This window comes from Terrabacter sp. 2YAF2 (genome assembly GCF_052114705.1).
Lineage (GTDB): Bacteria > Actinomycetota > Actinomycetes > Actinomycetales > Dermatophilaceae > Terrabacter.
Genome location: NZ_JBFRFG010000029.1, coordinates 1 through 23237 on the forward strand (window position 1 = coordinate 1; position 23237 = coordinate 23237).

General features: G+C 70.7%; 18 protein-coding genes and 1 other RNA gene. 6 read left to right on the forward strand and 13 right to left on the reverse strand.

Features of this window, described 5'->3' with window-relative positions; genetic code table 11:
* Positions 1–39: 39 nt before the first annotated feature.
* Positions 40–1272, reverse strand: coding sequence for a 4-hydroxyphenylpyruvate dioxygenase (gene hppD / locus AB4030_RS20850; protein ID WP_442281116.1), 1233 nt, complete (start codon positions 1270–1272; stop codon positions 40–42).
* Between the two features lie 107 nt (positions 1273–1379).
* On the opposite strand from hppD, the gene AB4030_RS20855 reads away from it, so the two are divergent.
* A complete protein-coding gene (locus AB4030_RS20855) occupies positions 1380–1889 on the forward strand; it encodes an Lrp/AsnC family transcriptional regulator (protein WP_442281117.1) in 510 nt (169 codons plus the stop codon).
* 61 nt (positions 1890–1950) lie between these two features.
* Positions 1951–3261, forward strand: a complete 1311-nt coding sequence (locus AB4030_RS20860) for an alpha-amylase family glycosyl hydrolase (RefSeq protein WP_442281118.1) — start codon at positions 1951–1953, stop codon at positions 3259–3261.
* Here the strand turns inward: AB4030_RS20860 and AB4030_RS20865 are convergent.
* The 8 genes from AB4030_RS20865 to AB4030_RS20900 all read right to left on the reverse strand — a co-directional run bounded on the left by AB4030_RS20865 (position 3179) and on the right by AB4030_RS20900 (position 13244).
* Positions 3179–5419: a bifunctional metallophosphatase/5'-nucleotidase gene (locus AB4030_RS20865; protein WP_442281119.1), complete on the reverse strand. Its 2241-nt coding sequence runs from the start codon at positions 5417–5419 to the stop codon at positions 3179–3181. The genes AB4030_RS20860 and AB4030_RS20865 overlap by 83 nt on opposite strands.
* A 135-nt stretch (positions 5420–5554) precedes the next feature.
* Positions 5555–7315 (reverse strand): DEAD/DEAH box helicase, encoded by a 1761-nt coding sequence (locus AB4030_RS20870; protein WP_442281120.1) that lies wholly within the window; start codon positions 7313–7315, stop codon positions 5555–5557.
* Between the two features lie 138 nt (positions 7316–7453).
* Positions 7454–8422: a zinc metalloprotease gene (locus AB4030_RS20875; protein ID WP_442281121.1), complete on the reverse strand. Its 969-nt coding sequence runs from the start codon at positions 8420–8422 to the stop codon at positions 7454–7456.
* A gap of 139 nt (positions 8423–8561) precedes the next feature.
* Positions 8562–8885 carry a DUF3039 domain-containing protein gene (locus AB4030_RS20880; RefSeq protein ID WP_442281122.1) on the reverse strand — a complete coding sequence of 108 codons (324 nt, stop codon included), beginning with the start codon at positions 8883–8885 and terminating at the stop codon, positions 8562–8564.
* 9 nt (positions 8886–8894) lie between these two features.
* Positions 8895–9809 carry a glutamate racemase gene (locus tag AB4030_RS20885; RefSeq protein ID WP_442281123.1) on the reverse strand — a complete coding sequence of 305 codons (915 nt, stop codon included), beginning with the start codon at positions 9807–9809 and terminating at the stop codon, positions 8895–8897.
* Position 9810: 1 nt separating this feature from the next.
* Positions 9811–10371 (reverse strand): YqgE/AlgH family protein, encoded by a 561-nt coding sequence (locus AB4030_RS20890; protein ID WP_442281124.1) that lies wholly within the window; start codon positions 10369–10371, stop codon positions 9811–9813.
* Positions 10372–10399: 28 nt separating this feature from the next.
* Positions 10400–12586: a DEAD/DEAH box helicase gene (locus tag AB4030_RS20895; RefSeq protein ID WP_442281125.1), complete on the reverse strand. Its 2187-nt coding sequence runs from the start codon at positions 12584–12586 to the stop codon at positions 10400–10402.
* 289 nt (positions 12587–12875) lie between these two features.
* Positions 12876–13244 (reverse strand): VanZ family protein, encoded by a 369-nt coding sequence (locus AB4030_RS20900; RefSeq protein ID WP_442281126.1) that lies wholly within the window; start codon positions 13242–13244, stop codon positions 12876–12878.
* A 71-nt stretch (positions 13245–13315) separates the two neighbouring features.
* Here AB4030_RS20900 and AB4030_RS20905 point away from each other — a divergent pair, with 71 nt between their 5' ends.
* Together AB4030_RS20905 and trxA are read left to right on the forward strand one after the other, a co-directional pair.
* Positions 13316–13933: an SIMPL domain-containing protein gene (locus tag AB4030_RS20905; protein WP_442281127.1), complete on the forward strand. Its 618-nt coding sequence runs from the start codon at positions 13316–13318 to the stop codon at positions 13931–13933.
* A 39-nt stretch (positions 13934–13972) separates the two neighbouring features.
* On the forward strand, positions 13973–14368 hold the full coding sequence (gene trxA, locus AB4030_RS20910; RefSeq protein WP_442281128.1) for a thioredoxin: 396 nt from the start codon (positions 13973–13975) through the stop codon (positions 14366–14368).
* A gap of 216 nt (positions 14369–14584) precedes the next feature.
* On the opposite strand, the gene ssrA is transcribed toward trxA, so the two are convergent.
* Positions 14585–14951, reverse strand: a transfer-messenger RNA (tmRNA) gene (gene ssrA / locus AB4030_RS20915).
* Positions 14952–15169: 218 nt separating this feature from the next.
* Between ssrA and AB4030_RS20920 the strand changes: the two genes are divergently transcribed.
* The gene (locus tag AB4030_RS20920; RefSeq protein ID WP_442281129.1) at positions 15170–18544 is read left to right on the forward strand and encodes a pyruvate carboxylase; all 3375 of its coding nucleotides are present in this window, start codon (positions 15170–15172) and stop codon (positions 18542–18544) included.
* A gap of 59 nt (positions 18545–18603) precedes the next feature.
* Here AB4030_RS20920 and AB4030_RS20925 read toward each other — a convergent pair whose 3' ends face one another.
* Positions 18604–19449, reverse strand: coding sequence for a winged helix-turn-helix transcriptional regulator (locus tag AB4030_RS20925; RefSeq protein ID WP_442281130.1), 846 nt, complete (start codon positions 19447–19449; stop codon positions 18604–18606).
* Positions 19450–19502: 53 nt separating this feature from the next.
* On the opposite strand from AB4030_RS20925, the gene AB4030_RS20930 reads away from it, so the two are divergent.
* On the forward strand, positions 19503–20756 hold the full coding sequence (locus AB4030_RS20930; RefSeq protein ID WP_442281131.1) for an MFS transporter: 1254 nt from the start codon (positions 19503–19505) through the stop codon (positions 20754–20756).
* On the opposite strand, the gene AB4030_RS20935 is transcribed toward AB4030_RS20930, so the two are convergent.
* Together AB4030_RS20935 and smpB are read right to left on the reverse strand one after the other, a co-directional pair.
* On the reverse strand, positions 20679–22652 hold the full coding sequence (locus AB4030_RS20935; protein ID WP_442281132.1) for a DUF2207 domain-containing protein: 1974 nt from the start codon (positions 22650–22652) through the stop codon (positions 20679–20681). The two genes, AB4030_RS20930 and AB4030_RS20935, sit on opposite strands and share 78 nt — an antisense overlap.
* Before the next feature lie 109 nt (positions 22653–22761).
* Positions 22762–23235: an SsrA-binding protein SmpB gene (smpB, locus tag AB4030_RS20940; RefSeq protein WP_442281133.1), complete on the reverse strand. Its 474-nt coding sequence runs from the start codon at positions 23233–23235 to the stop codon at positions 22762–22764.
* Positions 23236–23237: the final 2 nt, after the last annotated feature.

A 23237-nucleotide genomic window follows, 5' to 3' on the forward strand; every position in this document is an offset into this window, starting at 1 on the left:
CCCGCGGTCGATGGGTCGCTGGTCGCACCAGCGACCGCCTCAGAGGTTGCCGCGCTTGTCCTGCTCGCGCTCGATCGCCTCGAAGAGCGCCTTGAAGTTGCCCTTGCCGAAACCGAGCGAGCCGTGCCGCTCGATGAGCTCGAAGAAGACCGTCGGCCGGTCGCCCAGCGGCTTGGTGAAGATCTGCAGGAGGTAGCCGTCCTCGTCGCGGTCGACGAGGATCTTGCGCTTCTGCAGCTCCTCGATCGGCACGCGGACGTTGCCGATCCGCTCGCGCAGCTCGGCGTCCTCGTAGTAGCTGTCCGGGGTGTCGAGGAACTCGACGCCGTTGGCGCGCAGGGCGTCGACCGAGGCGAGGATGTCGTTCGTCGCGACGGCGAGGTGCTGGGCGCCGGCGCCGCGGTAGAACTCGAGGTACTCGTCGATCTGGCTCTTCTTCTTCGCGATGGCCGGCTCGTTGAGCGGGAACTTCACGCGGTGGTTGCCGTTGGCGACGACCTTGCTCATGAGCGCCGAGTAGTCGGTGGCGATGTCGTCACCGATGAACTCAGCCATGTTCACGAAGCCCATGACCTTGTTGTAGAAGGTGACCCACTCGTCCATGTGGCCCAGCTCGACGTTGCCGACGATGTGGTCGAGGGCCTGGAAGAGACGCTTGGGCTGGCCGTCGCGCTTCTCGTAGGAGGAGCTCGCGGCGACGTAGCCGGGAAGGTACGGCCCGGCATACGTCTGACCGTTCACGTGACGCTGCACGAGCGTGTGGCGGGTCTCGCCGTACGTCGCGATCGCCGCGGTGCGCACCGTGCCGTGCTCGTCGGTGTGGTCGGTCGGCTCCTCGAGCACCGTGGCGCCGGCCTTGCGGGCCTGGGCGACGCACCGGTCGACGTCAGGCACCTCGAGGGCGATGTCGACGACGCCGTCGCCGTGCCGGCGGTGGTGGTCGGCGAGCGAGCTGTCGGGGTCGACGGCGCCCATGATCACGAAGCGGATGGAGCCGCTCTTCAGGACGAAGGACTTGTGGTCCCGGTTGCCGTTCTCGGGGCCCGAGTAGGCGACGAGCTCCATGCCCCAGGCGCTCTGGTAGTAGTGCGCGCTCTGGGTGGCGTTGCCCGCGACGAAGACGATCGCGTCCCATCCGGTGACGGGAAAGACGTCGGTGTTCTCGTCGTACTCGACGAGACCGACGAGCTGCTTGAGCTGGTCGAGGTCGAGGTCGGCCTCGCGCTCCTGGTCGGTGAGGTCGGCGGCCGCAGAGGGCATCGTGTCGGTCATGGACCGAGAGTGGCCGAGTGCACGTGGGTGTGCAAGAGCAGTCGCCACTGGTGAACACAGTGCACAAAGTGTTGCCCGTATGCCGTGTCATGCTGGACACTCTGACCATGACGTCAGCCGTAGGCCCAGCACCGCGACCGCCGGTCGACCACCTGGACTGCCGGATCCTGCTCCTGCTGCTCACCGAGCCGGGCATCGGCGTGCTCGGCGCCTCGCGCCGGCTCGGCGTGGCCCGCGGCACGGTGCAGGCCCGCCTCGACCGCCTGCAGCGCACCGGGGTGCTGCGGTCCATGGCGCCCGACGTCGACCCCGCGGCGCTGGGCTACCCCGTCACGGCGTTCTGCACGCTCGAGATCCGACAGGGCCGCGGGGGCCACTCCCCCGTCGTCGAGCACCTGGCCGCGATCCCCGAGGTGCTCGAGGCCCACACCATCACCGGTTCGGGCGACGTGCTCATCCGCATCGTCGGCCGCGACAACGCCGACCTGCAACGCGTCATCGACCAGGTCGTCGACGACGCGCACGTCACCCGGGCCTCGACCGTCATCTCCCTCGCCACCCGCCTCGACCACCGCACCGTCCCACTCGTCGAGCACCTCCTCGACGCCACCTCGTGACGGGGTAGGACCGCACCATCCGCTCGACCTCGCCCACCGCCCCCTGCGACCAGGAGCTCCCGTGACCGCCAACCCGTACACCCCACGGCCCGCCGTCGAGCTGACCCACCCCGAGTGGAGCCGCAGCGCGACGATCTACCAGATCAACCAGCGCCACTTCACGCCCGAGGGCACCTTCCGCGCCGCCGAGGCGCACCTGCCGCGCATCCGCGACCTCGGCATCGACATCGTCTGGCTCATGCCGGTGCACCCGATCGGCGAGGAGAACCGCAAGGGCGTGCTCGGCAGCCCGTATGCCGTCAAGGACTACCTCGGCGTCAACCCGGAGTTCGGCACCCTGGAGGACCTGCGCCACTTCGTCGACACCGCCCACGACCTCGGCCTGCACGTCATCCTCGACTGGGTCGCCAACCACACGGCGTGGGACAACCGTCTCGTCGAGGAGCACCCCGAGTGGTACGCCCGTGACTGGAAGGGCGACTTCCGCCCGACCCCGTGGTGGGACTGGGACGACATCATCGACCTCGACTACGACAACCCCGGCCTGCGTCGCTACATGACCGACGCCATGAAGTACTGGGTGGGCGATGTCGGATTCGACGGGTTCCGTTGCGACGTGGCCGGATTCGTGCCCGTGGACTTCTGGGACAACGTCCGTCGCGAGCTCGACGAGATCAAGCCGGTCTTCATGCTCGCCGAGTGGGAGTCGCGCGACCTGCACGTGCGCGCCTTCGACATGACGTACGGCTGGAGCTGGAACGAGACGCTGCACAAGATCGCGCACGGCAAGGCCGACGTCGAGGCGCTCAAGGTCTACTACGCCTGGAACGACCGCTTCTACCAACGCGACGCCTACCGCATGCTCTTCGTCAGCAACCACGACAAGAACGCCTGGGAGGGGACGGAGTACGAGCAGTTCGGCGACGCGCTCGTGCCCGCGATCGTGCTGTCCGTCATCAGCGAGGGCGTGCCCCTCGTCTACAACGGGCAGGAGGCCGGCAGCGACAAGCGGCTCGTCTTCTTCGACAAGGACGAGATCGAGTGGCGCGAGGACGAGCAGGGCGAGCTCTACCGCACCCTGTCCGCGCTCAAGAAGCAGCACCCCGCACTGTGGAACGGCGCCGCCGGTGGCCGCATGGTGCGCGTCCCCAACTCGGCCGAGTCCGCGGTGCTGAGCTTCGTCCGGGCCGTCGGTGACGACCGGGTCCTCGGGGCCTTCAACTTCAGCGACGAGGACCTGACGGTCACGCTCGGAGACGGTCCGCAGGTCGGTTCGTGGCGCGACGCCTTCACCGGCGAGACCCTCGAGCTGGCGCGGGGACAGGAGTACCACCTGCCGGCGTGGGGCTACCAGGTCCTCGTCGGCGCCTGAGCGCCTCCCGCCCGATCGAAAGAGCATTCCGTCCGCGCGGACGGAATGCTCTTTCGATCGGGCGGCGGAGAGGGTCACGGATCAGGACACGGTCACTCGAAATCGACCACGCACACGGCCCGGATCCGCGAGGATGGAGGTGCGTACCCGTCGGTGCTCCCCTGTCCCGGCGGGTACGTCTGCGCCCCGGCCGACGTCCCACCCACCGTCGGCTCGGGGTCGTGTGTCCCGTTCTCCTCCCACGTGGCGGGACACACCACGCGGCCGCTTCGGCGGTGTGGAGGGCTGACGTCGCCCGGGCGACGTCAGCCCGCGTGACGGTGATCGGGCTCCCGTTGCTGACGAGCTTCCAGTCGAGGCTCGAGAAGGTCGCCGGGTCGATGACCTTGTTGGCCGTCGCCCAGTCGATGAGCAGCTGACGGATCTCGATCTGGCGGTTGTAGACGACCGGGGCGGTCGCGACGCCGGGGAAGCCGCCGCCCCCGGACTGGCGGTAGTTGTTGATCGCCACGACGAAGCGGGCGTCCGACGCGACGGGGGTGCCGGCATACGCGAGGCCCACGATGCGGGAGCCGACGGCCTTGGCGAGGTCGATGTCGTAGGTGAGGTCGGCGTCGAGCCCACCCATGATGTCGTAGTTGTAGTCGGGGGTGCCGTTCGCGCCGGTGATGGTGTCGGCGGCGACCGGGCCCGTCGTCGTGCAGGGCTGGAAGTACTCGGCGCTCTTCTCGAGGTACGCCTTGACCTGGGCCCCGGTCAGCACGATCCCGAGCAGGGTGTTGTCGTAGATGTAGAGGCCGGCCACGTCACGGATCGTCACGTCGCCGGCCGGGATCGCGGCGAGCTTGTTGAACGGCGCGGCGATCGACAGCACGGGGAGGGACGCCTCGGGGGTGCCGGCGATGGCCTTCTTGACCGCGTCGGCCTGGACGTAGTTGATGAAGTCGATCGCGGCGGTGTCCTCGTAGCGCGACGTGGCCGCCGACATGGCCGTCGTGCACGTCCCGATGACGCCGTTGACGTAGGCGAGGACCTTCTGGTGGGCGGCGGCGACGGCGCGAGTCACAGCGGGGTCCTCGGGTGCGACGTTGGAGTTGTAGAGGGTCGCCTCGGAGTGCACGACCTGCCACTGTCCACGGACCTTCTGCAGGTCGAGCGACATGCGGGTGACGCGCATGCCCCAGTAGTACGGCTCGGAGAGCAGCACCTGCTTGCCGGTCTGCTGGTTCGTCACGTAGCGCTGCGGGATCTCGAGGTGGGCGTGGCCGACGAGCACGGCGTCGATGCCGGGGACCTGTTCGGCGAGGAGCGCGCTCGCGTTCTCGACGTAGGGCAGCGCGTCGCCCCACGAGGACTTGCCGCTGTCGCCGGAGTGGCACGCCACGAGAACGACGTCGGCGCCGGCCGCCTTGAGGCGGGGCACCATGACCTTGGCCTGCTCGATGATGCCGGGGAACTTCACCTTGCCCTCGACGTTCGCCTTGTCCCAGATCGCGACGCCTGGCGTGACCAGGCCGAGGACGCCGACCTTGATCGGCTTGCTGCCCTCCACCTCGACTGTCCTGATGACCCACGGCTTGAAGACGGGGGCGCCGGTGTTCCAGTCGACCGAGTTGGCCGACAGCAGCGGGAAGTCCAGCTGCTTCTCGAAGGCCCGCAGCGTGTCGAGGCCGTAGTTGTACTCGTGGTTGCCGAGGGCCGCGGCGTCGTAGCCGACCTGGTTCATGGCGGCGGCCATCGGGTGCTCCGCACCACCGGTGATCGGGTCGATCTTGGCGTAGTAGTACGCGAGAGGAGTGCCCTGGATCGTGTCACCGGCGTCGATCGTCAGGGTGCGCTCGGCGCCGACCTCGGCGCGGATCGCCTTGATGATGGACGACGCCTTGGCGACACCGATGTCGTTGTGCACCTTGTCGTCGTACTCGGCGTTCTTGAAGTAGTCCCAGTTGTAGACGTTGCCGTGGAGGTCCGTCGTGCCGAGTACGGTCAGTCGCACGACCTTGCCGTTGGTGCCCTGCCCGGGCGCGGCGGTGGCCGGCGAGGCAGCCCGCACCGTGGCGAGTCCGGCACCCCCGACCGCCGCGAGCGCCAGCAGCTGGCGGCGGGTGGTCGAGGAGCCGAGGAGGTCAGGCGTCGTGGAGGTGTGGTCGGTGCTCATGTCGTCCTTCGTCTGTTCGGTGCTCGATCGGAGCAGTCCCGTGTCCAGGTGCGCGGCTCGCCCCCGAGGCGCAAGGAGACCCTAGCCCGACATCTGGCCCCAAAAGGGGCGAGCCGTCGACCGGATCGTGAACCGTCAGCGACGTCCGACGAGCCAGTGCCGGATCTTGTCGATGCGCTCCGAGACCTGGTCCGACGACGCGGCCGCGAGGTCGGGGCCGCCGCACACCCGACGCAGGTCCATGTGGACGTTGGCGTGCGGCAGGCCCTTCTGCCGGGCGTAGGTCGAGACGAGCTTGTTGAGCTCCTTGCGCTGCGCGGCCAGGGCCCGGTGTGCGGCGACGGGCATCGGCGCGGAGGCCCCCTGCGGCGCCTTCTTGACCTGGCGGCTCTGCCGCTCGCGGAGCAGCGCCGACACCTGGTCGGGCTCGAGCAGGCCCGGGAGCCCGAGGTACTCCTCCTCGTCCTCGGAGCCGATCTGGGCGTGCATGCCCCACTGCTGCTTGTCGAAGAGCACGTGGTCGAAGTGGGCGTCGGACTCGAGTGCCTCGAAGGCCCCCTCGTCGAGGGCGCCGCTCGCCTTGTCGGCGCGGTTGGCCTCGTCGAGCAGGCTCTGCTCCTCGGCCCACATCTGGCCGATGTCGTCAGGGTCGGGCTTGCGGTCGAGGGCGTGGTCGCGCTGCTCCTCGAGCCGCGAGGCGTGGTCGAGGACGACGGGGACGGACGGCAGGAAGACCGACGCGGTCTCACCGCGCCGACGGGCCCGGACGAAGCGGCCGACGGCCTGGGCGAAGAAGAGGGGCGTCGAGGTCGACGTCGCGTAGACGCCGACCGCCAGCCGCGGCACGTCGACACCCTCGGACACCATGCGCACGGCGACCATCCACCGCTCGTCGCTCGCCCCGAAGTCCTCGATGCGCTTGCTCGCGCCGAGGTCGTCGGAGAGCACGACCGTGGGGGCCTCGCCGGTCAGCGTGCGGAGGATCGCGGCATACGCCCTCGCCTGGGTCTGGTTCGACGCGATGACGAGCCCGCCCGCGTCCTCGACGTGGCGACGCACCTCGGTCAGGCGGCGGTCGGCGGCCGCGAGCACGGCCGGGATCCACTCCCCCTTGGGGTCGAGGGCCGTGCGCCACGCGTGCGCGACGAAGTCCTTCGTCATCGGCTCGCCGAGTCGGGCCTCGAGCTCGTCGCCCGCCTTGGTGCGCCAGCGCATGCTGCCGCCGTAGGCCATGAAGAGCACCGGGCGCACGACGCCGTCGCGCAGCGCCTCGGCGTAGCCGTACGTGTAGTCGCTCGAGCTGACGAGCGTGCCCTCGGCGTCGAGCTCGTAGGTGACGAACGGGATGGGTGAGGTGTCCGAGCGGAACGGCGTGCCCGTCAACGACAGGCGCCGGGTCGCGGGCTCGAAGGCCTCGCGTATGCCGTCACCCCAGCTCTTCGCGTCACCGCCGTGGTGGACCTCGTCGAGGATGACGAGCGTCGAGCGCGACGTCGTCAGCTCGCGGTGCAGCGAGGGCCGCGACGCCACCTGGGCATACGTGACCGCGACGCCGTGGTAGTCGTCGCTGTGCCGACCGATGCTGTTGCTGAACTTCGGGTCGAGACTGATGCCGACCCGGGCAGCGGCGTCGGCCCACTGGGTCTTGAGGTGCTCGGTGGGGGCCACGACGGTGACCCGCTGGACGATGCCGGCGGTCAGCAGCTCGGTGGCGACGCGCAGGGCATACGTCGTCTTGCCGGCGCCCGGCGTCGCGACCGCGAGGAAGTCACGCGGCGCCTTGCCGAGGTAGAGGTCGAGGGCCTCCTGCTGCCACGCTCGCAGCTTGCTGGCGGTACCCCAGGCGGCCCGCTCCGGGAAAGCGGGTGGGAGGTGGAAAGCGGCGCCGGAACTCATAGAGGGATCACCGTAACGAATCTCCGGCGGCGACATGCCGAGGCCCCGCCCTGCGGACGGGGCCTCGAGCTGGGTGGTATGCCGTTCAGTCGCCCTCGCGACCGGGTGCGGTGGCGGGTGTGGCAGCGGCGCTGGCGGTCACCGGCCGGCGCGGTAGGCCGTCCACTGGGCCTGCATGCGCGAGACCTGACCGGCCGTGAAGGTCGTCATGCACGCGTCGTAGGTGTAGTCCATGAAGTTCTTGATCGGGTCGAGACCCGGGCTGGTGCACGTGTCGCGGCCGGTGGGGCACTGGTAGGCCGCGCTGGCCTCGGCGGGGGTGTCGTCGACGTAGTCGCCGTTGCCCTTACAGCCGCCCTGGAAGGTGTGGTAGAGCCCGACCCAGTGGCCGACCTCGTGCGTGGCCGTGTCGCCCTGGTTGTAGTTCGTGGCGCTGCCGCCTGGCAGCGACCCGGTGAGGATCACGACCCCGTCCATGGCGTCGTACGTGCTCTTCGGGAAGGTCGCCCAGCCGAGCAGGCCCTGCCCGATGTTGGCCGAGTAGAGGTTGAGGTCGGCCATCGTGCCCTTGCGGAGCGTCGTCTTCATGCTCTTCTCGGCGGCCGAGCCTGGCGTCACGGTGTACCAGGACGGGTTGCTCGTCGAGTCGGACCCGGCGAGGCTGAAGCTGAGACCGGTGCCGGAGTAGGCGCGGTTGAGGACGGTGACCTGGCTGCTGATCGCGCTGCTGCTGACGGCGCCCTGGCTGCCGTCGGTGATGGTGTGCCAGTAGACCTTGACCGTCGCGGGGGCGAAGGTGCCGCCGGTGACGGGCTTGCCGTTCCGGGCCTGCTGGACGAGCTTGCCGGATGAGTCACGGGTCAGGCCCTTGGCCTCGAGGGCCTTCGTGAGGGCCGCCTCGTTGGCGCGCACCTGCGCGTCGGTCAGCTCGTGCGGGTCCTTCGCCGTGCTGTGGGCGCCTCGGGCTCCGACCGCGCCGACGGCCTGTGGGTCGACGCAGGCGGGTCTGTCGTGGCCGTCGAGCACGGGTGCGGCCTGGGCCGGTGCGCCGAGTGACGCCGCGGCCAGTGCGAGGGGTGCCGCGAGCATCAGGGAGCGAAGCTTCATGGGGTGACCTTTCTCGTCCGACACGACGCCCGGTCAGGCATCGACCCCAGCGACTGTAGGCAGGCGACAGTCAGCGGCGGAGCCGGGGCGAGTAAAGAACCCTTCAGGAAGTGCTGCGCGACGGTGTCGGACGAGCAGGTCAGGACTGCCCGTCGCCGCCGGACTTGTCCCCGTCGCCGCCGTCCTGCGGGTCGCGCAGGCCGTCGTAGATCTCCTTGCAGACCGGGCACACGGGGAACTTCTGCGGGTCGCGGCCCGGGACCCAGATCTTGCCGCAGAGGGCCACGACGGGCTCACCGGACAGGGCGCTCTCGAGGATCTTCTCCTTGCGCACGTAGTGCGAGAAGCGCTCGTGGTCACCGGGCTCCTGGAGCTCCTCACGGACCTCCTCGCGCTCGATCGTGGCCGTGCTCGTGCCGCGCAGCGGCTCCGGCTCGAACGGGTCAGGAGGCATCGTGCTCATGCCGGAAGTCTACGGCTGGGGTCGACCGGCCGGAACGACGCCGGCTTCCTGCTCCCTGACGCCGTTTCGACGGCTCGTTCCGGCCGGTCGAACCGGGGGCGGCGCGGCGAGCAGGCGTCGACCTGCGGGGTAGGACCCCCACGACGTCGGGAGCGCACCGGCTCGACCACTGAGGAGCACGGCCTCGACGCCGCCCTCGGGGGCGGTCGGGTCGGGCTCGAGGCCGATGCGGCGCAGGGTCTGGCGGGCGACCGCGACCGGAGAGTCGTGGATCGTCACCTCGCGCCCCAGGGCGGCGACGATGCGGTCGACGACGAGCCCGTAGTGGGTGCAGCCGAGCACGAGGGAGCGCACTCCCCTGGGGGTGCGCGACACGGCATACGCGATGCACGCGTCGATGTCCGCGCGGTCCCCGGACTCGATGGCCTCGGCGAGGCCGAGCGCCGCCACGGGATACGTCTCGACGTCGGCGGCGAAGGCGTCGACGAGGCCACGGAGGTAGTCGCTCGACGTCGTCGCCGCGGTCGACCAGATGGCGACCGGCCCTCCGGCCGCGGCCGCCGGACGGATGGCCGGGACCGTGCCGATGACGGGCACGTCCGGCTCGAGCTCGGCACGCAGGACGCCGAGGCCGTGGACCGAGGCGGTGTTGCACGCGACGACGATGGCGGCCGGTTCGTACGGGAGGGTGGCGCGTGCCGAGGCGAGGATGAGCCGCTGCACCTCGTCCGGGGTGCGCGGCCCGTAGGGCATGTTGTCCGGGTCGAGCGACAGGACGAGACCGAGGTCGGGGCGCAGCGCGTGGAGGGCGTCGGCATACCCCAGGAGTCCGAGTCCGCTGTCGACGAAGGCAATTCGCCTCGTCGACCCTGAAGTGTCGGGAGCCTCCGTGGGCTCGGGCAGCACGATCTCTGGCACGTCCATGTCAGTTCATCGACGGGTCGTCGGGGAAGTTGGCGACGTATGCGAGGCTGTCGCGCTGGCGCCGGAGCACCTCTCGCCACAGTCCCTCGGGATCGGGCGTGAAGGCGTCACGCACCTCGGCGTCGACGACGTACCAGTCGCCACGCAGCACCTCGTTCTCGAGCTGGCCCGCCTCCCAGCCGGAGTAGCCGGCGAAGATCCGCAAACCCGCGAGCTCCGCGGCGACCACCGGGGTCGGCACGTCGAGGTCGACGAGCCCGATCGAGCCGAAGAGCCGCTTGACGCCGAGCGGCTCGGGCTCGTCGCCCGGGACCGTGACGAGACCCAGCGCCGACGACGTCGACACCGGACCGCCCTGGAAGAGCACGTGGGGAGCCGTGACGACGCGTTGCCACCCGGGCAGCACCGAGTCCACCTCGGCGGACAGCGGCTTGTTGAGCACGACGCCCTGAGCGCCGTCGTCGTCGTGGTGGAGCATGAGGATGACGGACCGATGGAACACGTCACCCCCGACGGACGGCGTCGCCACGAGGAGGCGGCCGGTGTGGAACGTCGAGCGCACGGGCCCAGCCTTCCACACCGGGGACCGCTCAGAAGCGAGCGCCGCGACGGCCGCCGCGCTCGTCGTCGCCCCAGCGGGAGACGAGGCCGTCACCGCGGTCGCCCCGATGACCGCGTCGGTCGTCCCGTCGGTCGTCGCGACCGCCACCGTGGTGCGGGCGCGAGCCGCCACGCTGGCCCTGGCGCGGGCCGCGCGGGCCGGCCGGCCCCCGACGGTGCTGCTTCGGACCTGCGATGAGGCGCTGGAAGTCGTCCTCGGCGATGGCGACACCGCTGGGCGTCGTCGCACCGGTGGCGGCGATGATCGCGTCGCCGGGCGTGGCCCGGACCGGCGAGATCTCGAGCCCGGCGTCCTTGAGCTGACGCTCCATCGTCTTGCGCTGGTGCGGCAGCGCAAGGGTCACGACAGTGCCCTTGTCACCGGCGCGGGCCGTGCGGCCCGAGCGGTGCAGGTAGTCCTTGTGGTCGGCCGGCGGGTCGACCTGCAGGACGACCGAGACGTCGTCGACGTGGATGCCGCGGGCGGCGACGTCCGTGGCGACGAGCACCGGGAGGGTGCCGTCACGGAACGCGCCGAGGACGCGGTTGCGCTGGCCCTGGTTGAGGCCGCCGTGGAGCGCGGCCGCCATGACGCCCTGCTCGCGCAGCTGGAGCGCGATGCGGTCGGCGCCCAGCTTGGTGCGGCAGAACACGACGGTGCGACCCTCACGGTTCGCGACCTCGGCCGTGATGACCTTCTTGTGCTGCGGGTCGATGAGCAGGACGTGGTGGTCCATGCCCTCGACGGAGGCCGTCGCGTCGTTCGTCGAGTGCGTCACCGGGTCGGTGAGGTACTTCTCGACGATCGCGTCGATGCCGCGGTCGAGCGTCGCCGAGAAGAGCAGGCGCTGGCCGTCGGCCGGGATCTTGTCGAGGCTCGTTGTGATCTCGGCCATGAAGCCCATCTCGGCCATGTGGTCGGCCTCGTCGAGGACGGTGATCGAGATGTCGTCCATCTCGACGGCGCCGCGCTCGAGGAGGTCGTTGAGGCGGCCGGGCGTCGCGATGAGGATGTCGACGCCCTTGTTGAGGGCGTTGATCTGGGTCGTGTAGCTGAGGCCACCGGCGACGAGCTTGTGGCGCAGGCCGGCGACGTGCACGAGCGGCTCGAGCGCGTCGGAGATCTGCATCGCGAGCTCACGCGTGGGCGTGAGGATCAGGGCGTGCGGCTTGCGCGGCCGGCGCGGGGCCTGGCCCTCGAGCAGTCGCGTGATGAGCGGCAGCCCGAACGCGAGCGTCTTGCCGGAGCCGGTCTGGCCACGGCCGAGGACGTCGCGCCCCGCGAGGGCGTCGGGGATGGTCGCGGTCTGGATGGGGAACGGGGAGGTGATGCCCTCGCGGGCGAGGCGCTCGACGATCCGCTCGGGCAGGCCGAGGGCGGCGAAGCCGTTGTCGGCCGCGACGTCGACGGGACCGTCGGAGACGTCGGCGCGGGTCGACTTGGTCCAGCTGTCGGCGTCCATGCGCTCGGCCTCGGCGTCCTCGAAGCTCACGGGAGCCGGGCTGGCGAAGCGGTCGGCACCGCGGTCGCCACGGTCGTTGCGGCGGTCGAAGGACGGACGGTCCTCGCGACGCTGGAAACCACGGTCACCACGGTCGTCACGACGCTGGTAGCCGCCACGGTCGCCRCCACGGTCATCACGGCGGTCGAACGACGGACGGTCGTCACGACGCTGGTAGCCGCCACGGTCGTCACGGCGGTCGAACGACGGACGGTCGTCGCGACGCTGGTAGCCACCGCGGTCGCCGCCACGGTCATCGCGGCGGTCGAACGACGGACGGTCGTCGCGACGCTGGAAACCACGGTCACCACGGTCGTCACGACGCTGGTACCCACCGCGGTCGCCGCCACGGTCATCGCGGCGGTCGAACGACGGACGGTCGTCGCGACGCTGGAAACCACGGTCACCACGGTCGTCACGACGCTGGTAGCCACCGCGGTCGCCACGGTCATCGCGCCGGTCCGAGGAGCGGTGCTCGTCACGCGGGGCGCGCCACTCGCGCCCACCGACGTGGGAGGAGCCCGACGAGGCCGGGCGGGAGGACTTGGGGCCGGAGAAGGAACCAGTGGACTTGGGTCCACCCTGCCCGCGGTGCGGCTTCTTGGTCGCTGCGGACTTCTTCTCGGCAGACCAGCGGGCCTTCTTGGGCGCGCCGGAGGAGGTGTGCTTGGGCATTGCGTATTCAACTCTCTTGACTCGAGCAGACTTCGCCTCGAGCCGTGAGTCACACCACGACCATGCAGACGAGCCTCAGGCGCAGGAATGTCTGCGCCCCATGTGTACCGGTGCCCGGCATCTGTGCCGTCCGGCGATCGGATCCGCTCCGCGTCGGTGCCGGGCCGCGCCGTCTGCGCGATCTGCCGGTGGGGTGTCACCCCGTCGGACGAGCCTGCCCGCCGGGCATCCCCGGCGCCATCTCTTCCGTCGTGATCCGAGGAGACCTCGGAGTCGGATGCCGCCCAGTCTACCAGCGGCGCTGCCGTGCCCTGACCACCAGCACGGCGGCGCCGAGCGCGACGCCGACGAGGTCGACCACGGCGTCCCACACGTCGCCCGAGCGTCCGGGGAGCAGGAAGTGCTGGACGAGCTCACTCACCGGGGCGTGCACCGCGAAGACCAGGACCGCGGTCCGCACGGACCCGAGGGCGCGCCCCACGGCATACGTGGGCACGGCGAAGACGAGGAGGTGGACGACCTTGTCGGTCCAGCTGACCGGGCCCTCGACGGTGACGACGGGCCAGTAGAGCACGAGCAGCTGCACGACGACGGCTGCGACGGCCAGACCGACCACGACCCGGGAGCGGGGGGCGGAACGTGGCGAGAGGGTCGTCATGGCATCGCAGTCTAGGTAGGTTGCGACGAGAGCCCGGAAACCCCTGCGCGGGCCGTGACGAGAGGAACCCCATGGCCAAGCGCACGGTCACCGTCATCGGCAGCGGCCGGGCCGCCGTGTCCCCCGACGTCGTCCGGCTCGACCTGCGGGTCGGTCACGACGCCGGTGACGTCGCGGCGGCGCTCTCCGGGGCGTCCGAGGGCATCACCAAGGTGGGGGCGGTCGTGCGCGACCACGACGTCGCCGACGCCGACATCCGCACCCTCGATGCGGGCGTCAACCAGCGCTGGGACAACACCGGCACGGCGATCGGCTTCACGGCGCAGCAGCGCCTCGCCGTGACGGTGCGCCGCCTCGAGTCGGTCGGCGAGATCCTCGAAGCAGCCGCGTCCGCGGTCGGCAACGCGCTCCTCGTCGACCAGGTGCGGCTCGACGTGTCCGACCGGAGCGAGGGGCTGCGGCGCGCGCGCGACGCCGCCTTCGCGGACGCGCGCGACAAGGCGGAGCAGTATGCGGCGCTCTCCGGCTCGCAGCTCGGCGCAGTCCTCGGCGTGGCCGAGGCCGGCGCCGTCGCGCCCGTCGCGTACAAGGCGATGGCTGCGTCCCGTGATCTCGCGGGCGGGATGCCGGTCGAGGGCGGCGACCTCGACCTCGGCGCCACCGTCACCGTGACGTGGGAGCTGCGCTGACGTCGGAATACCCGTCCCGCACGATCCGTTGGGAGAGACATGGCTACCACTGACCTGACCGCGCAGTCCTTCGAGAAGACCGTTCTCGACAACGACATCGTCCTGGTCGACTTCTGGGCGTCCTGGTGCGGCCCGTGTCGACAGTTCGCCCCGGTCTACGACGCCGCCTCGCAGAGCGGTGACAACGAGGGCATCGTGTTCGGCAAGGTCGACACCGAGGCCGAGCAGTCCCTCGCGTCGGCGGCGAACATCACCTCCATCCCGACCCTGATGGCCTTCAAGGAGGGCGTGCTCGTCTTCGCCCAGCCCGGCGCGCTGCCGCAGTCCGCGCTTCAGGACGTCATCGAGCAGGTGAAGAACCTCGACATGGCCCCGATCAAGGAGCAGATGGCGGCCGAGGCGTCGGCCGGCTCCGTCGCGACCGAGCAGGCCTGACAGCGCCCGGAGGCACGGCATACGTCCAGTCCCTAGAGGCAACGCGGACGGATCGCTCTCTCGATCACGTGACGAGCCCCTCCTTCCGATCGAAAGAGCGTTCCGTCCGGACGGAACGCTCTTTCGATTGGAGGGAGGGACGCAAGAGGGCGCCCCGCGAGACGGGACGCCCTCCTGCTGCTCTGGAGCGACAGCGTGACGTGGCCACCACGAGAGTGGTGGAGGTGGCGGGAATTGAACCCGCGTCCGATGACGAGAAACCAGGGCTTCTCCGGGTGCAGTGCGCTTTGGCTTTTCTCGGCCCCAGGGCTCGCACGCACACGTCCCCTGACAGGCCCAGTTGAGTAAGAGTCCCGCGCAGCCCCCCAACATGACTGCGCAGCAAGTTTCCTAGCTGATGCCAGGCACTGAGTCGGAAACTAGCTCAGGCTGACAGACTTCGAGGCTCGCTCAGGCGGCGAGGGCGAAGTCGGTGCGCGAAGAATTGGCACCTATTGTTTTGCAAGGAGCGTTTACGAGATAACCCTGCATCCTCGACCCGCTTCCCCTGGTGTGTCGACCACCGTCGAAACCGATCACCCCCATGAGGGGTGTCCACGTCACGCTGTTCACTTGTCAAGCTGCCCTGCGCTCCACCGCAGTGGAGCCCACAGTATGCAGGAGGAACGCTCGGGCGGTCCACGTCATTCCCGGCGCCGCGTCCGGATCGGGACGCGGACTCGCGTGGACCCGACGCGCCACTAGGCTGCCGACGTGGTCGACGCGGACCACCCCCGTCGCCCCCGGCCCCCTGGAGGTCCGATGTTCCGCAAGGTTCTCGTCGCCAACCGAGGCGAGATCGCCGTCCGGGCCTTCCGGGCCGCGACCGAGCTCGGCGCCCGGACCGTCGCCGTCTTCCCCTACGAGGACCGCAAGAGCGAGCACCGGCTCAAGGCCGACGAGGCCTACCAGATCGGCGAGGAGGGCCACCCGGTCCGCGCCTACCTCGACCACGAGGCCATCGTCGCCCAGGCCGTCGAGGCCGGCGCCGACGCGATCTACCCGGGCTATGGGTTCCTCTCCGAGAACCCGCTCCTCGCCGAGGCGTGCGAGACGGCCGGCATCACCTTCATCGGCCCACCGCCGTCGGTGCTGCACCTCACCGGCAACAAGGCCCGCGCCATCGCGGCCGCTCGCGAGGCCGGACTGCCCACGCTCCGTGGAGCCGAGCCCGGCACCGACCTCGACGTCCTGGCGGCGGCGGCCGACGAGATCGGCTTCCCCGTCTTCGTCAAGGCGGTCAGCGGTGGTGGCGGCCGCGGCATGCGCCGGGTCGAGACGCGCGAGGGCCTGCGCGACGCCCTCGAGGCCGCCCAGCGCGAGGCCGAGTCCGCCTTCGGCGACCCGACGCTCTACCTCGAGGAGGCCGTGGTCAACCCGCGGCACATCGAGGTCCAGGTGCTGGCGGACAGCACCGGTGAGGTCGTCCACCTCTACGAACGCGACTGCTCGCTCCAGCGCCGTCACCAGAAGGTCGTCGAGATCGCGCCTGCGCCCAACCTCGATACCGACACGCGCGCCAGCATGTGTGCCGACGCCGTCGCGTTCGCCCGCTCGATCGGCTACGTCAACGCCGGCACCGTCGAGTTCCTCCTCGGCGAGGACGGCCGCTACGTCTTCATCGAGATGAACCCGCGCATCCAGGTCGAGCACACGGTCACCGAGGAGGTCACCGACCTCGACCTCGTCGTCATGCAGATGCAGATCGCATCGGGCGACACGTTCGCGTCGATGGGGCTGCGCCAGGACGACATCCGCACCAAGGGCTTCGCGCTGCAGTGCCGCATCACGACGGAGGACCCCGCCAACGGCTTCCGTCCCGACGCCGGCACCATCACGGTGTACCGCTCCGCCGGCGGCAGCGGCGTGCGCCTCGACGGCGGCACCGTCTTCGTCGGCGCCGAGGTCAGCGCCCACTTCGACTCGATGCTCGTCAAGCTCACGTGCCGTGGCATGACCTTCCCGATCGCCGTCCGGCGCGCCCAGCGCGCGCTCGCGGAGTTCCGCATCCGCGGGGTCTCCACCAACATCCCGTTCCTCGAGGCCGTCCTCGCCGACCCGGTCTTCCAGGACGGTCTCGCGACGACGTCGTTCATCGACGAGCGACCCGAGCTGCTCTCGGCGCGGGTCAGTGCCGACCGGGCGACGAAGCTGCTGACCTTCCTCGCCGACGTCACCGTCAACCGGCCCAACGGTGCCGTCACGACGCGGGTCCGCCCGCGCAGCAAGCTCCCCCAGCTGCCGGAAGCCCCGCTGCCGCCTGGTGCCAGGGACCGGCTCGTCGCCGACGGGCCGGCCGCCTTCGCGCGCTCCCTGCGCGAGGCGAACGACGTCGCCGTCACCGACACGACCTTCCGGGACGCCCACCAGTCGCTCCTCGCCACCCGCATGCGGACCCGTGACCTGCTCCACGTGGCGAGGCACGTGGCGCACCTGACGCCCCAGCTGCTCTCGATGGAGGCGTGGGGCGGCGCGACGTACGACGTCGCGCTCCGCTTCCTCGCCGAGGACCCCTGGGAGCGCCTCGCGGCCCTGCGCGAGGCGATGCCCAACATCCCCCTGCAGATGCTCCTGCGCGGGCGCAACACGGTTGGCTACACGCCCTACCCGACGGCGGTCACCGACGCCTTCGTACGTGAGGCAGCCTCGACGGGCCTCGACATCTTCCGGATCTTCGACTCCCTCAACGACGTCTCGCAGATGCGCCCGGCCGTCGAGGCGGTGCTCGAGACGAACACCGCGGTCGCCGAGGTCGCGCTCTGCTACACCGGCAACCTCATGTCGCCCGGCGAGAAGCTCTACACGCTCGACTACTACCTGCGGCTCGCCGAGCAGATCGTCGACACCGGTGCCCACGTCCTCGCCATCAAGGACATGGCCGGCCTGCTGCGCGCCCCCGCGGCCGCCCGCCTCGTCCGGGCTCTGCGTGAGCGCTTCGACGTGCCCGTGCACCTCCACACCCACGACACCGCCGGCGGCCAGATCGGCACCCTGCTCGCGGCCATCGACGCGGGGGTCGACGCCGTCGACGCCGCCACCGCCACCATGGCGGGCACGACGAGCCAGCCCTCGCTCTCGGCGCTCGTGGCAGCGACCGACGACACCGACCGACCGACCGGGCTCGACATCGGTCACGTCTTCGCGCTCGAGCCGTACTGGGAGGCCGTGCGTCATCTCTACCGTCCCTTCGAGTCCGGGCTCGACTCCCCCACCGGGCGTGTCTACTTCCACGAGATCCCCGGCGGCCAGCTGAGCAACCTGCGCCAGCAGGCGATCGCCCTCGGCCTCGGCGACCGCTTCGAGGCCATCGAGGACATGTATGCCGCGGCGAACCGCATCCTCGGCAACCTCGTCAAGGTGACGCCGAGCTCCAAGGTCGTCGGCGACCTCGCCCTCGCCCTCGTCGGCGCGGGCGCCGACCCGAAGGACTTCGAGGACGACCCCCAGAAGTACGACATCCCGGACTCCGTCATCGGCTTCCTCAACGGCGAGCTCGGCGACCCGCCCGGCGGCTGGCCCGAGCCGTTCCGCACCAAGGCCTTGGCCGGCCGCCGGGCGAGGCCGCGGCTGACCGAGCTGACGCCGGAGCAGGAGAAGGACCTCGACGAGGCTCCGCGGCGGACGCTCAACCAGCTGCTCTTCCCCGGCCCGACGAAGGAGTTCGAGTCTTCACGCGAGTCGTACGGCGACCTCTCCGTGCTCGGCACCGTCGAGTTCCTGCACGGCCTGGAGCAGGGCGAGGAGTACGAGGTCGAGATCGAGCCCGGGAAGGTCCTGATCATCGGCGTGCAGTCCATCGGCGAGGCCGACCCCAAGGGCATGCGCACCGTCATGTGCACACTGGGCGGCCAGTTCCGCCCGATCTCTGTGCGCGACCGGTCGGTGGAGGCGGCCGTCAAGTCGGCCGAGAAGGCCGACCCGAGCGCTGCCGGCCACGTTGCCGCACCCTTCGCCGGCGTCGTCACCCTCGCCGTCGCGGAGGGTGACTCCGTCGAGGCCGGCGGCGTCGTCGCGACCATCGAGGCCATGAAGATGGAGGCCAACATCACGAGCCCCGGCGGTGGAACCGTGTCGCGGGTCGCGATCGGGACGCAGCAGCAGGTGGAGGGCGGCGACCTCCTCGTCGTGATCGGCTGACACGAGGACCGAGGGCGCGTGCGCCCGAGCGTGTCGGGCCGAGCGTCCGCGCGAGCGTGTCAGGCCGTCGGGCGCAGGTCGTCGACGAGGCGCAGGGCGTCCTCGACCGAGCCGGTGACGTCAGGGATGGGGAAGAGCGTGCCGCGCACGACGCGGTCACGGTCGACCACCAGCGTCTGCCGCTTGAGCCGGGTCGTCCCCCCAGCGCGGAAGGTCGGCAGCCGCAGGGCCGTGGTCAGCTCGAGGTCGGCGTCCGACAGGAGCGGGAAGCGAATGCCGTTGACCGCGGCGAACGCCGCCTGCTCGCTCGCGCGCTGGGTCGAGACCCCGACCACCGCGGCACCCAGCGTCGCGAACTCGCCCAGCCGGTCGCGGTACGTGCATGACTCGAGGGTGCAGCCGATGCCGCCGGGGATCTCGTCGGCGCCGGGGAAGGCGTTGCCGGGGTAGCAGTAGACGACGGTGAAGGCCGCGTCGGTGACGGGGTCGAGGGCGTGCAGCCGTGGGATCGCCTCTCCCACCAGGCTGCTCACCCGAGCCGCCTCGTTGGAGTCGGTGGCCGCGCCCGCGTCGGGCCGACCGTCACCGAGCAGCCACGTGTCACCGAACTCCTGCAAGGCGCTGAGCACGGGCAGCGCACCGCGACCCAGCGCCGTGAGGACGTACTCGTGTCTCGGGGGTCGCTCGGAGTAGCCGCGGCGCGCGAGGACGCCGTCGGCAACGAGCGCGTCGAGACGCTGGGTCAGGACCTTGCGTGAGATGCCGGTCTCGGCCACGAGCTCATCGAAGCGCGTGCGGCCGCCGGCGACGTCGCGGAGCACGAGCAGGCTCCACGGGTCACCGAGGACACCCACCGCCTGGGCGATGCCGCACGGGTCTTCGGGGGCCGCGTGTCGCCGCGTCATGTCGCCATCGTAACTCAGTTCCCAAAAGAGACTCACTGTGGTCTGATGTCCCCGTGAGAGATCTGCGAGACCTCCCCCGCGTCGTCTGGGTGCTGGCCGCCGGCCGGTTCGTCAGCTCCGCCAGCGCCTTCCTCATGCTCTTCCTCGTGCTCTACCTCACCGGGCCTCGAGGGCTGGGGGTCGTGCCGGCCGGTGTCATCGCCGGCTCGAACGGCGTCGGAGCCCTGCTCGGTAACCTCACCGGCGGCCGCTTCGGCGACCGCCACGGCCACCGCCGCGTCCTGCTCCTCACGGCCAGCGTCGTCGGTGTCCTCACGGCCCTCATCCCGTGGCAGCCGGTCTGGCTGCTGGCCGTGACCATGCCCGTCACGGGCTACCTCGGCGCCGTCGCCTCGCTCGGGCAGGGGGCCCTCGCTGCGCTCGCCGTGCCGGCCGGGTCGAGGCGGTCGTCCGTCGCGGTGAGCCGCGCGGCCTCGAACGCCGGCTTCGTCATCGGCCCTCCGGTCGGCGCCCTGCTCGCCACGCGCGGCTACGACACGCTCTTCGTCCTCGACGGCGTCCTCACCCTGGTCCTGCGTCACGTGACGTCCCGTTTCCTGCCCGACGAGGCTCCGGTGGTGCGCCAGCCCGACGCCCCGGCGGGGCTCTGGCGGGCGGTCCGGTCCGACCGCTCCCTCCTGCTGCTCCTGCCGGGAGTCGTGCTGGTCGACCTCGTCTACCGACAGCTCTACGCCACCCTGCCGTTGCACCTGCACGACCACGGCCAGCCGCTCGGGCTCTACACCGCCCTCGTCGCGATCGGCTCAGCGCTCATCCTCGCCTGCGAGATCCCGGTGGCCCTCTGGCTGCGGGACCGTCCAGCCATGCCCGTCATCGCGACCGGGTATGCCCTCGTCGCAGTCGGATTCGTGATCTTCGGACTGACCTGGCTCGGCGTCGCCGTCGCGGCAGTCACGGCCATGGTCGTCCTGACCGCCGGAGAGATCCTCTACAAGACCACCGCCACCGCGCACGTGCTCGATGCCGCCCCGAGCCACCTCGTCGGGCAGTACCAAGGGCTGTACACCGGCGCCGCCACGAGCGGGACGATGCTCTCGGCGCCGCTGGGCGGGATCGTGTATGCCGCGGCGCCGGGCCTGCTTTGGCCGCTGTGCGGCGTCGTGGCCGGCACCGGCGCCGTGCTGGCGCTCGCCGCCGGTCGGGTCGGTGAAGGGTCGGCGCGGACCGGCCTACCAGGAGCCGGAGGACGAGCCGCCGCCACCACCGCCGGAGAAACCGCCTCCGCCGAAGCCCGACGAGCCGGATGAGCCGGGCGTCGAGGTGAAGGTTCCGGTGGAGGTCGTCGAGAACGAGTCGACTCCTGCGGCGATGCTGGTGAAGTCGGGGAACGCGTTGCCGCTCCAGACGTACCACGTCGGCATGAGGAGGGGCTGGTTCGCCGCCTCCGCGGCCTTGGCGACCTCGGCGAACGTGTGGGCCCACCGGTCCGCGACACCGAAGACGACGGCATACGGCAGGTAGCGGCTGAAGACGTTGGACGCCTCCTCGAACTCGATCTGGCCGGCCTCCGCGGTGGTGAGGTACTCCTTGAACCCCAGCGACTGCGCGAGCACCGCGGACCCCTCGGCCGTCTTCGCGGCCATCCGCCCACCGAGGACCCAGACGATGAGACCCGCGACGACGAGCCCGATGCCGAGCGCCACTCCCCCGCTGAAGCCGCCGCCGAGGATGGAGCTGATCGCCGGACGGCCGTAGAAGAGCATGAGGCCGCCGAGGGCGGCGATGACGAGCCCGATGCCCTGCCACACCCCGCGCTGGGTCTGGGGCGAGGAGCGGAACCACCCGCGAGTCACGACCTCTTGGTACATCGCGCCCTGGATGCGCTTGAGGGTGCTCGCAAAGGTGTTCTTCAGCTCTGAGAGGGGCACGACGTCGCCGCGGGTGGAGAAGATCCCGTCGAGCAGCTGGCGCTCGTAGGGCAGCAGGCGCTCGTCGGACGGCGGTGTGAGTCGGGTCAGCGTCCAGTCGGTCCGGCTGAAGACGCCCTCCCCGCCGATCTCCTCGATGCGCAGGAAGCCGCGCACTGCGAGGTCGATCACCGTGGCCGACACGTCGATCGGGTTGGCGGTCTCGTCGATGATGGTGCCGACCATGCCGGGCTGGACACCCCGGGGTGGCTGGAACTGGACCGCCACGGTGGTCGAGCCGCCACGGACGGTGGCCGCGCCGGGCGTGCCGTCGCCGGTGGCCCCGGTGCCGAACGCCGGCGACAGGCCCGGGGTGAGGTCGGCGTAACGCTCGTCGCGTCCGCGCGTCCACACGAGCGCACCCATCACGGCCAGCGCCAGGACGGGAGCACCGATGGCGCCGGCCCACGCCGCCGCGTTGGCGGCCGGAGCAGCGTCGGAGCCGATCGAGGCCCCGGAGTCACCCTGTCGGACGTCGGGCCGCACGTCCCCGAAGGCCGAGGGCGGGTAGGAGGCGACCACGGACATCGCGTCGCCGGGGGCGAGGCCCTCGGCGGAGAAGCGCGCTGGGTCGCCGGACGTGGCCTGGCACGGCGTGTCGGACCGGCTGATGCCCTGGTAGCAGGCGGCCTTCGTCGACCCCGCCGGTGCGTTGACGGTGATCGAGACGCGGTCGCGCGGCGTCGTCTCGTTGGTCCCGAAGACGTTGTAGTAGAGCTCGACCGCGTCGGTCTGGCTCGGGTCCGTGGACGGCTTGCCGTCGGCCGTGACCGGGTTGAGCACGTTGTGGAGCGTGTAGCTGACCTTGTAGACCTGGGTGCCGCTGGTGTACTGGTCTGCCGACCCGATCCGGATCTCCCGCGCAGCGCCGTTGTCCCTGACGCTGAAGGTGGCGGGGGCGCCGCTCGGGCTCGAGACCGCGACGTCGCTCATGTCGTAGTAGCGGTAGCGGTTCTCCTCGTTGTTCCACCCCATCCGCACGACGACGTCACGGAAGATGCCGTGGCGCTGCTCGCCGGTCGGGAAGCGCCAGGTGATGGTCTCCGTGACCTTCATGCTGCCGTCGGGCTGGAGGTCGTAGACGGCGACGAAGGAGTCCATGCCCTCGTCGCCCGCGGCATACGCACTGCTCATGGGCGCGACGAGGAGCAGGGCGGCCGCGAGGAGGAGCCCCAGCACGCCGAGCCGCCGGCCGTGCCTCACGCTCGATCGGGTCGAGCCGGTCGATCCAGCCATCGGGGTGCCTCCACGTCGTTCGTCCCGTCCATCCTGACACCGGACGCGCGTGGGGTGCCCCCGGTTCCGGTAGCGAGGGCGCCGAGTCGTGCGGCCGTGAGCGAGGGGTTCAGCGTCGTCGGTTGGCCGCGCTCATCGCGCGGTCTGCCTCACGGTTGTCCTGGCGCTCGCGAAGGGCATGACGCTTGTCGTACTCCTTCTTGCCGGTCGCGATCGCGATCTCCACCTTGGCGCGGCCGTCCTTGAAGTAGAGGGACAGCGGCACGATGGTGCGCCCGCTCTCGCGGGTCTTGTGGGCGATCTTCACGAGCTCGGCGCGGTGCAGGAGCAGCTTGCGCTTGCGGCGAGGGGCGTGATTGTTCCACGTGCCGTTGAGGTACTCGGGGATGTGGACGTTCTCGAGGTAGAGCTCGTCGCCGGTGAACATCGCGAAGCCGTCGACGAGCGACGCCCGCCCCATCCGCAGGGCCTTCACCTCGGTGCCGGACAGGACGATGCCCGCCTCGAACGTGTCGTCGATGAGGTAGTCGTGTCGGGCCTTGCGGTTGCTCGCGATGAGCGACCGCCCCTTCTCCTTGGGCACCG

What these genes read in the sequence shown, in the direction of transcription:
- hppD (WP_442281116.1), bottom strand. Translation starts at nt 1,272, where the DNA reads ATGACCGACACGATGCCCTCTGCGGCCGCCGACCTCACCGACCAGGAG.
- AB4030_RS20855 (WP_442281117.1), top strand. Translation starts at nt 1,380, where the DNA reads ATGACGTCAGCCGTAGGCCCAGCACCGCGACCGCCGGTCGACCACCTG.
- AB4030_RS20865 (WP_442281119.1), bottom strand. Translation starts at nt 5,419, where the DNA reads ATGAGCACCGACCACACCTCCACGACGCCTGACCTCCTCGGCTCCTCG.
- AB4030_RS20870 (WP_442281120.1), bottom strand. Translation starts at nt 7,315, where the DNA reads ATGAGTTCCGGCGCCGCTTTCCACCTCCCACCCGCTTTCCCGGAGCGG.
- AB4030_RS20875 (WP_442281121.1), bottom strand. Translation starts at nt 8,422, where the DNA reads ATGAAGCTTCGCTCCCTGATGCTCGCGGCACCCCTCGCACTGGCCGCG.
- AB4030_RS20880 (WP_442281122.1), bottom strand. Translation starts at nt 8,885, where the DNA reads ATGAGCACGATGCCTCCTGACCCGTTCGAGCCGGAGCCGCTGCGCGGC.
- AB4030_RS20885 (WP_442281123.1), bottom strand. Translation starts at nt 9,809, where the DNA reads ATGGACGTGCCAGAGATCGTGCTGCCCGAGCCCACGGAGGCTCCCGAC.
- AB4030_RS20900 (WP_442281126.1), bottom strand. Translation starts at nt 13,244, where the DNA reads ATGACGACCCTCTCGCCACGTTCCGCCCCCCGCTCCCGGGTCGTGGTC.
- AB4030_RS20905 (WP_442281127.1), top strand. Translation starts at nt 13,316, where the DNA reads ATGGCCAAGCGCACGGTCACCGTCATCGGCAGCGGCCGGGCCGCCGTG.
- trxA (WP_442281128.1), top strand. Translation starts at nt 13,973, where the DNA reads ATGGCTACCACTGACCTGACCGCGCAGTCCTTCGAGAAGACCGTTCTC.
- AB4030_RS20920 (WP_442281129.1), top strand. Translation starts at nt 15,170, where the DNA reads ATGTTCCGCAAGGTTCTCGTCGCCAACCGAGGCGAGATCGCCGTCCGG.
- AB4030_RS20925 (WP_442281130.1), bottom strand. Translation starts at nt 19,449, where the DNA reads ATGACGCGGCGACACGCGGCCCCCGAAGACCCGTGCGGCATCGCCCAG.
- AB4030_RS20935 (WP_442281132.1), bottom strand. Translation starts at nt 22,652, where the DNA reads ATGGCTGGATCGACCGGCTCGACCCGATCGAGCGTGAGGCACGGCCGG.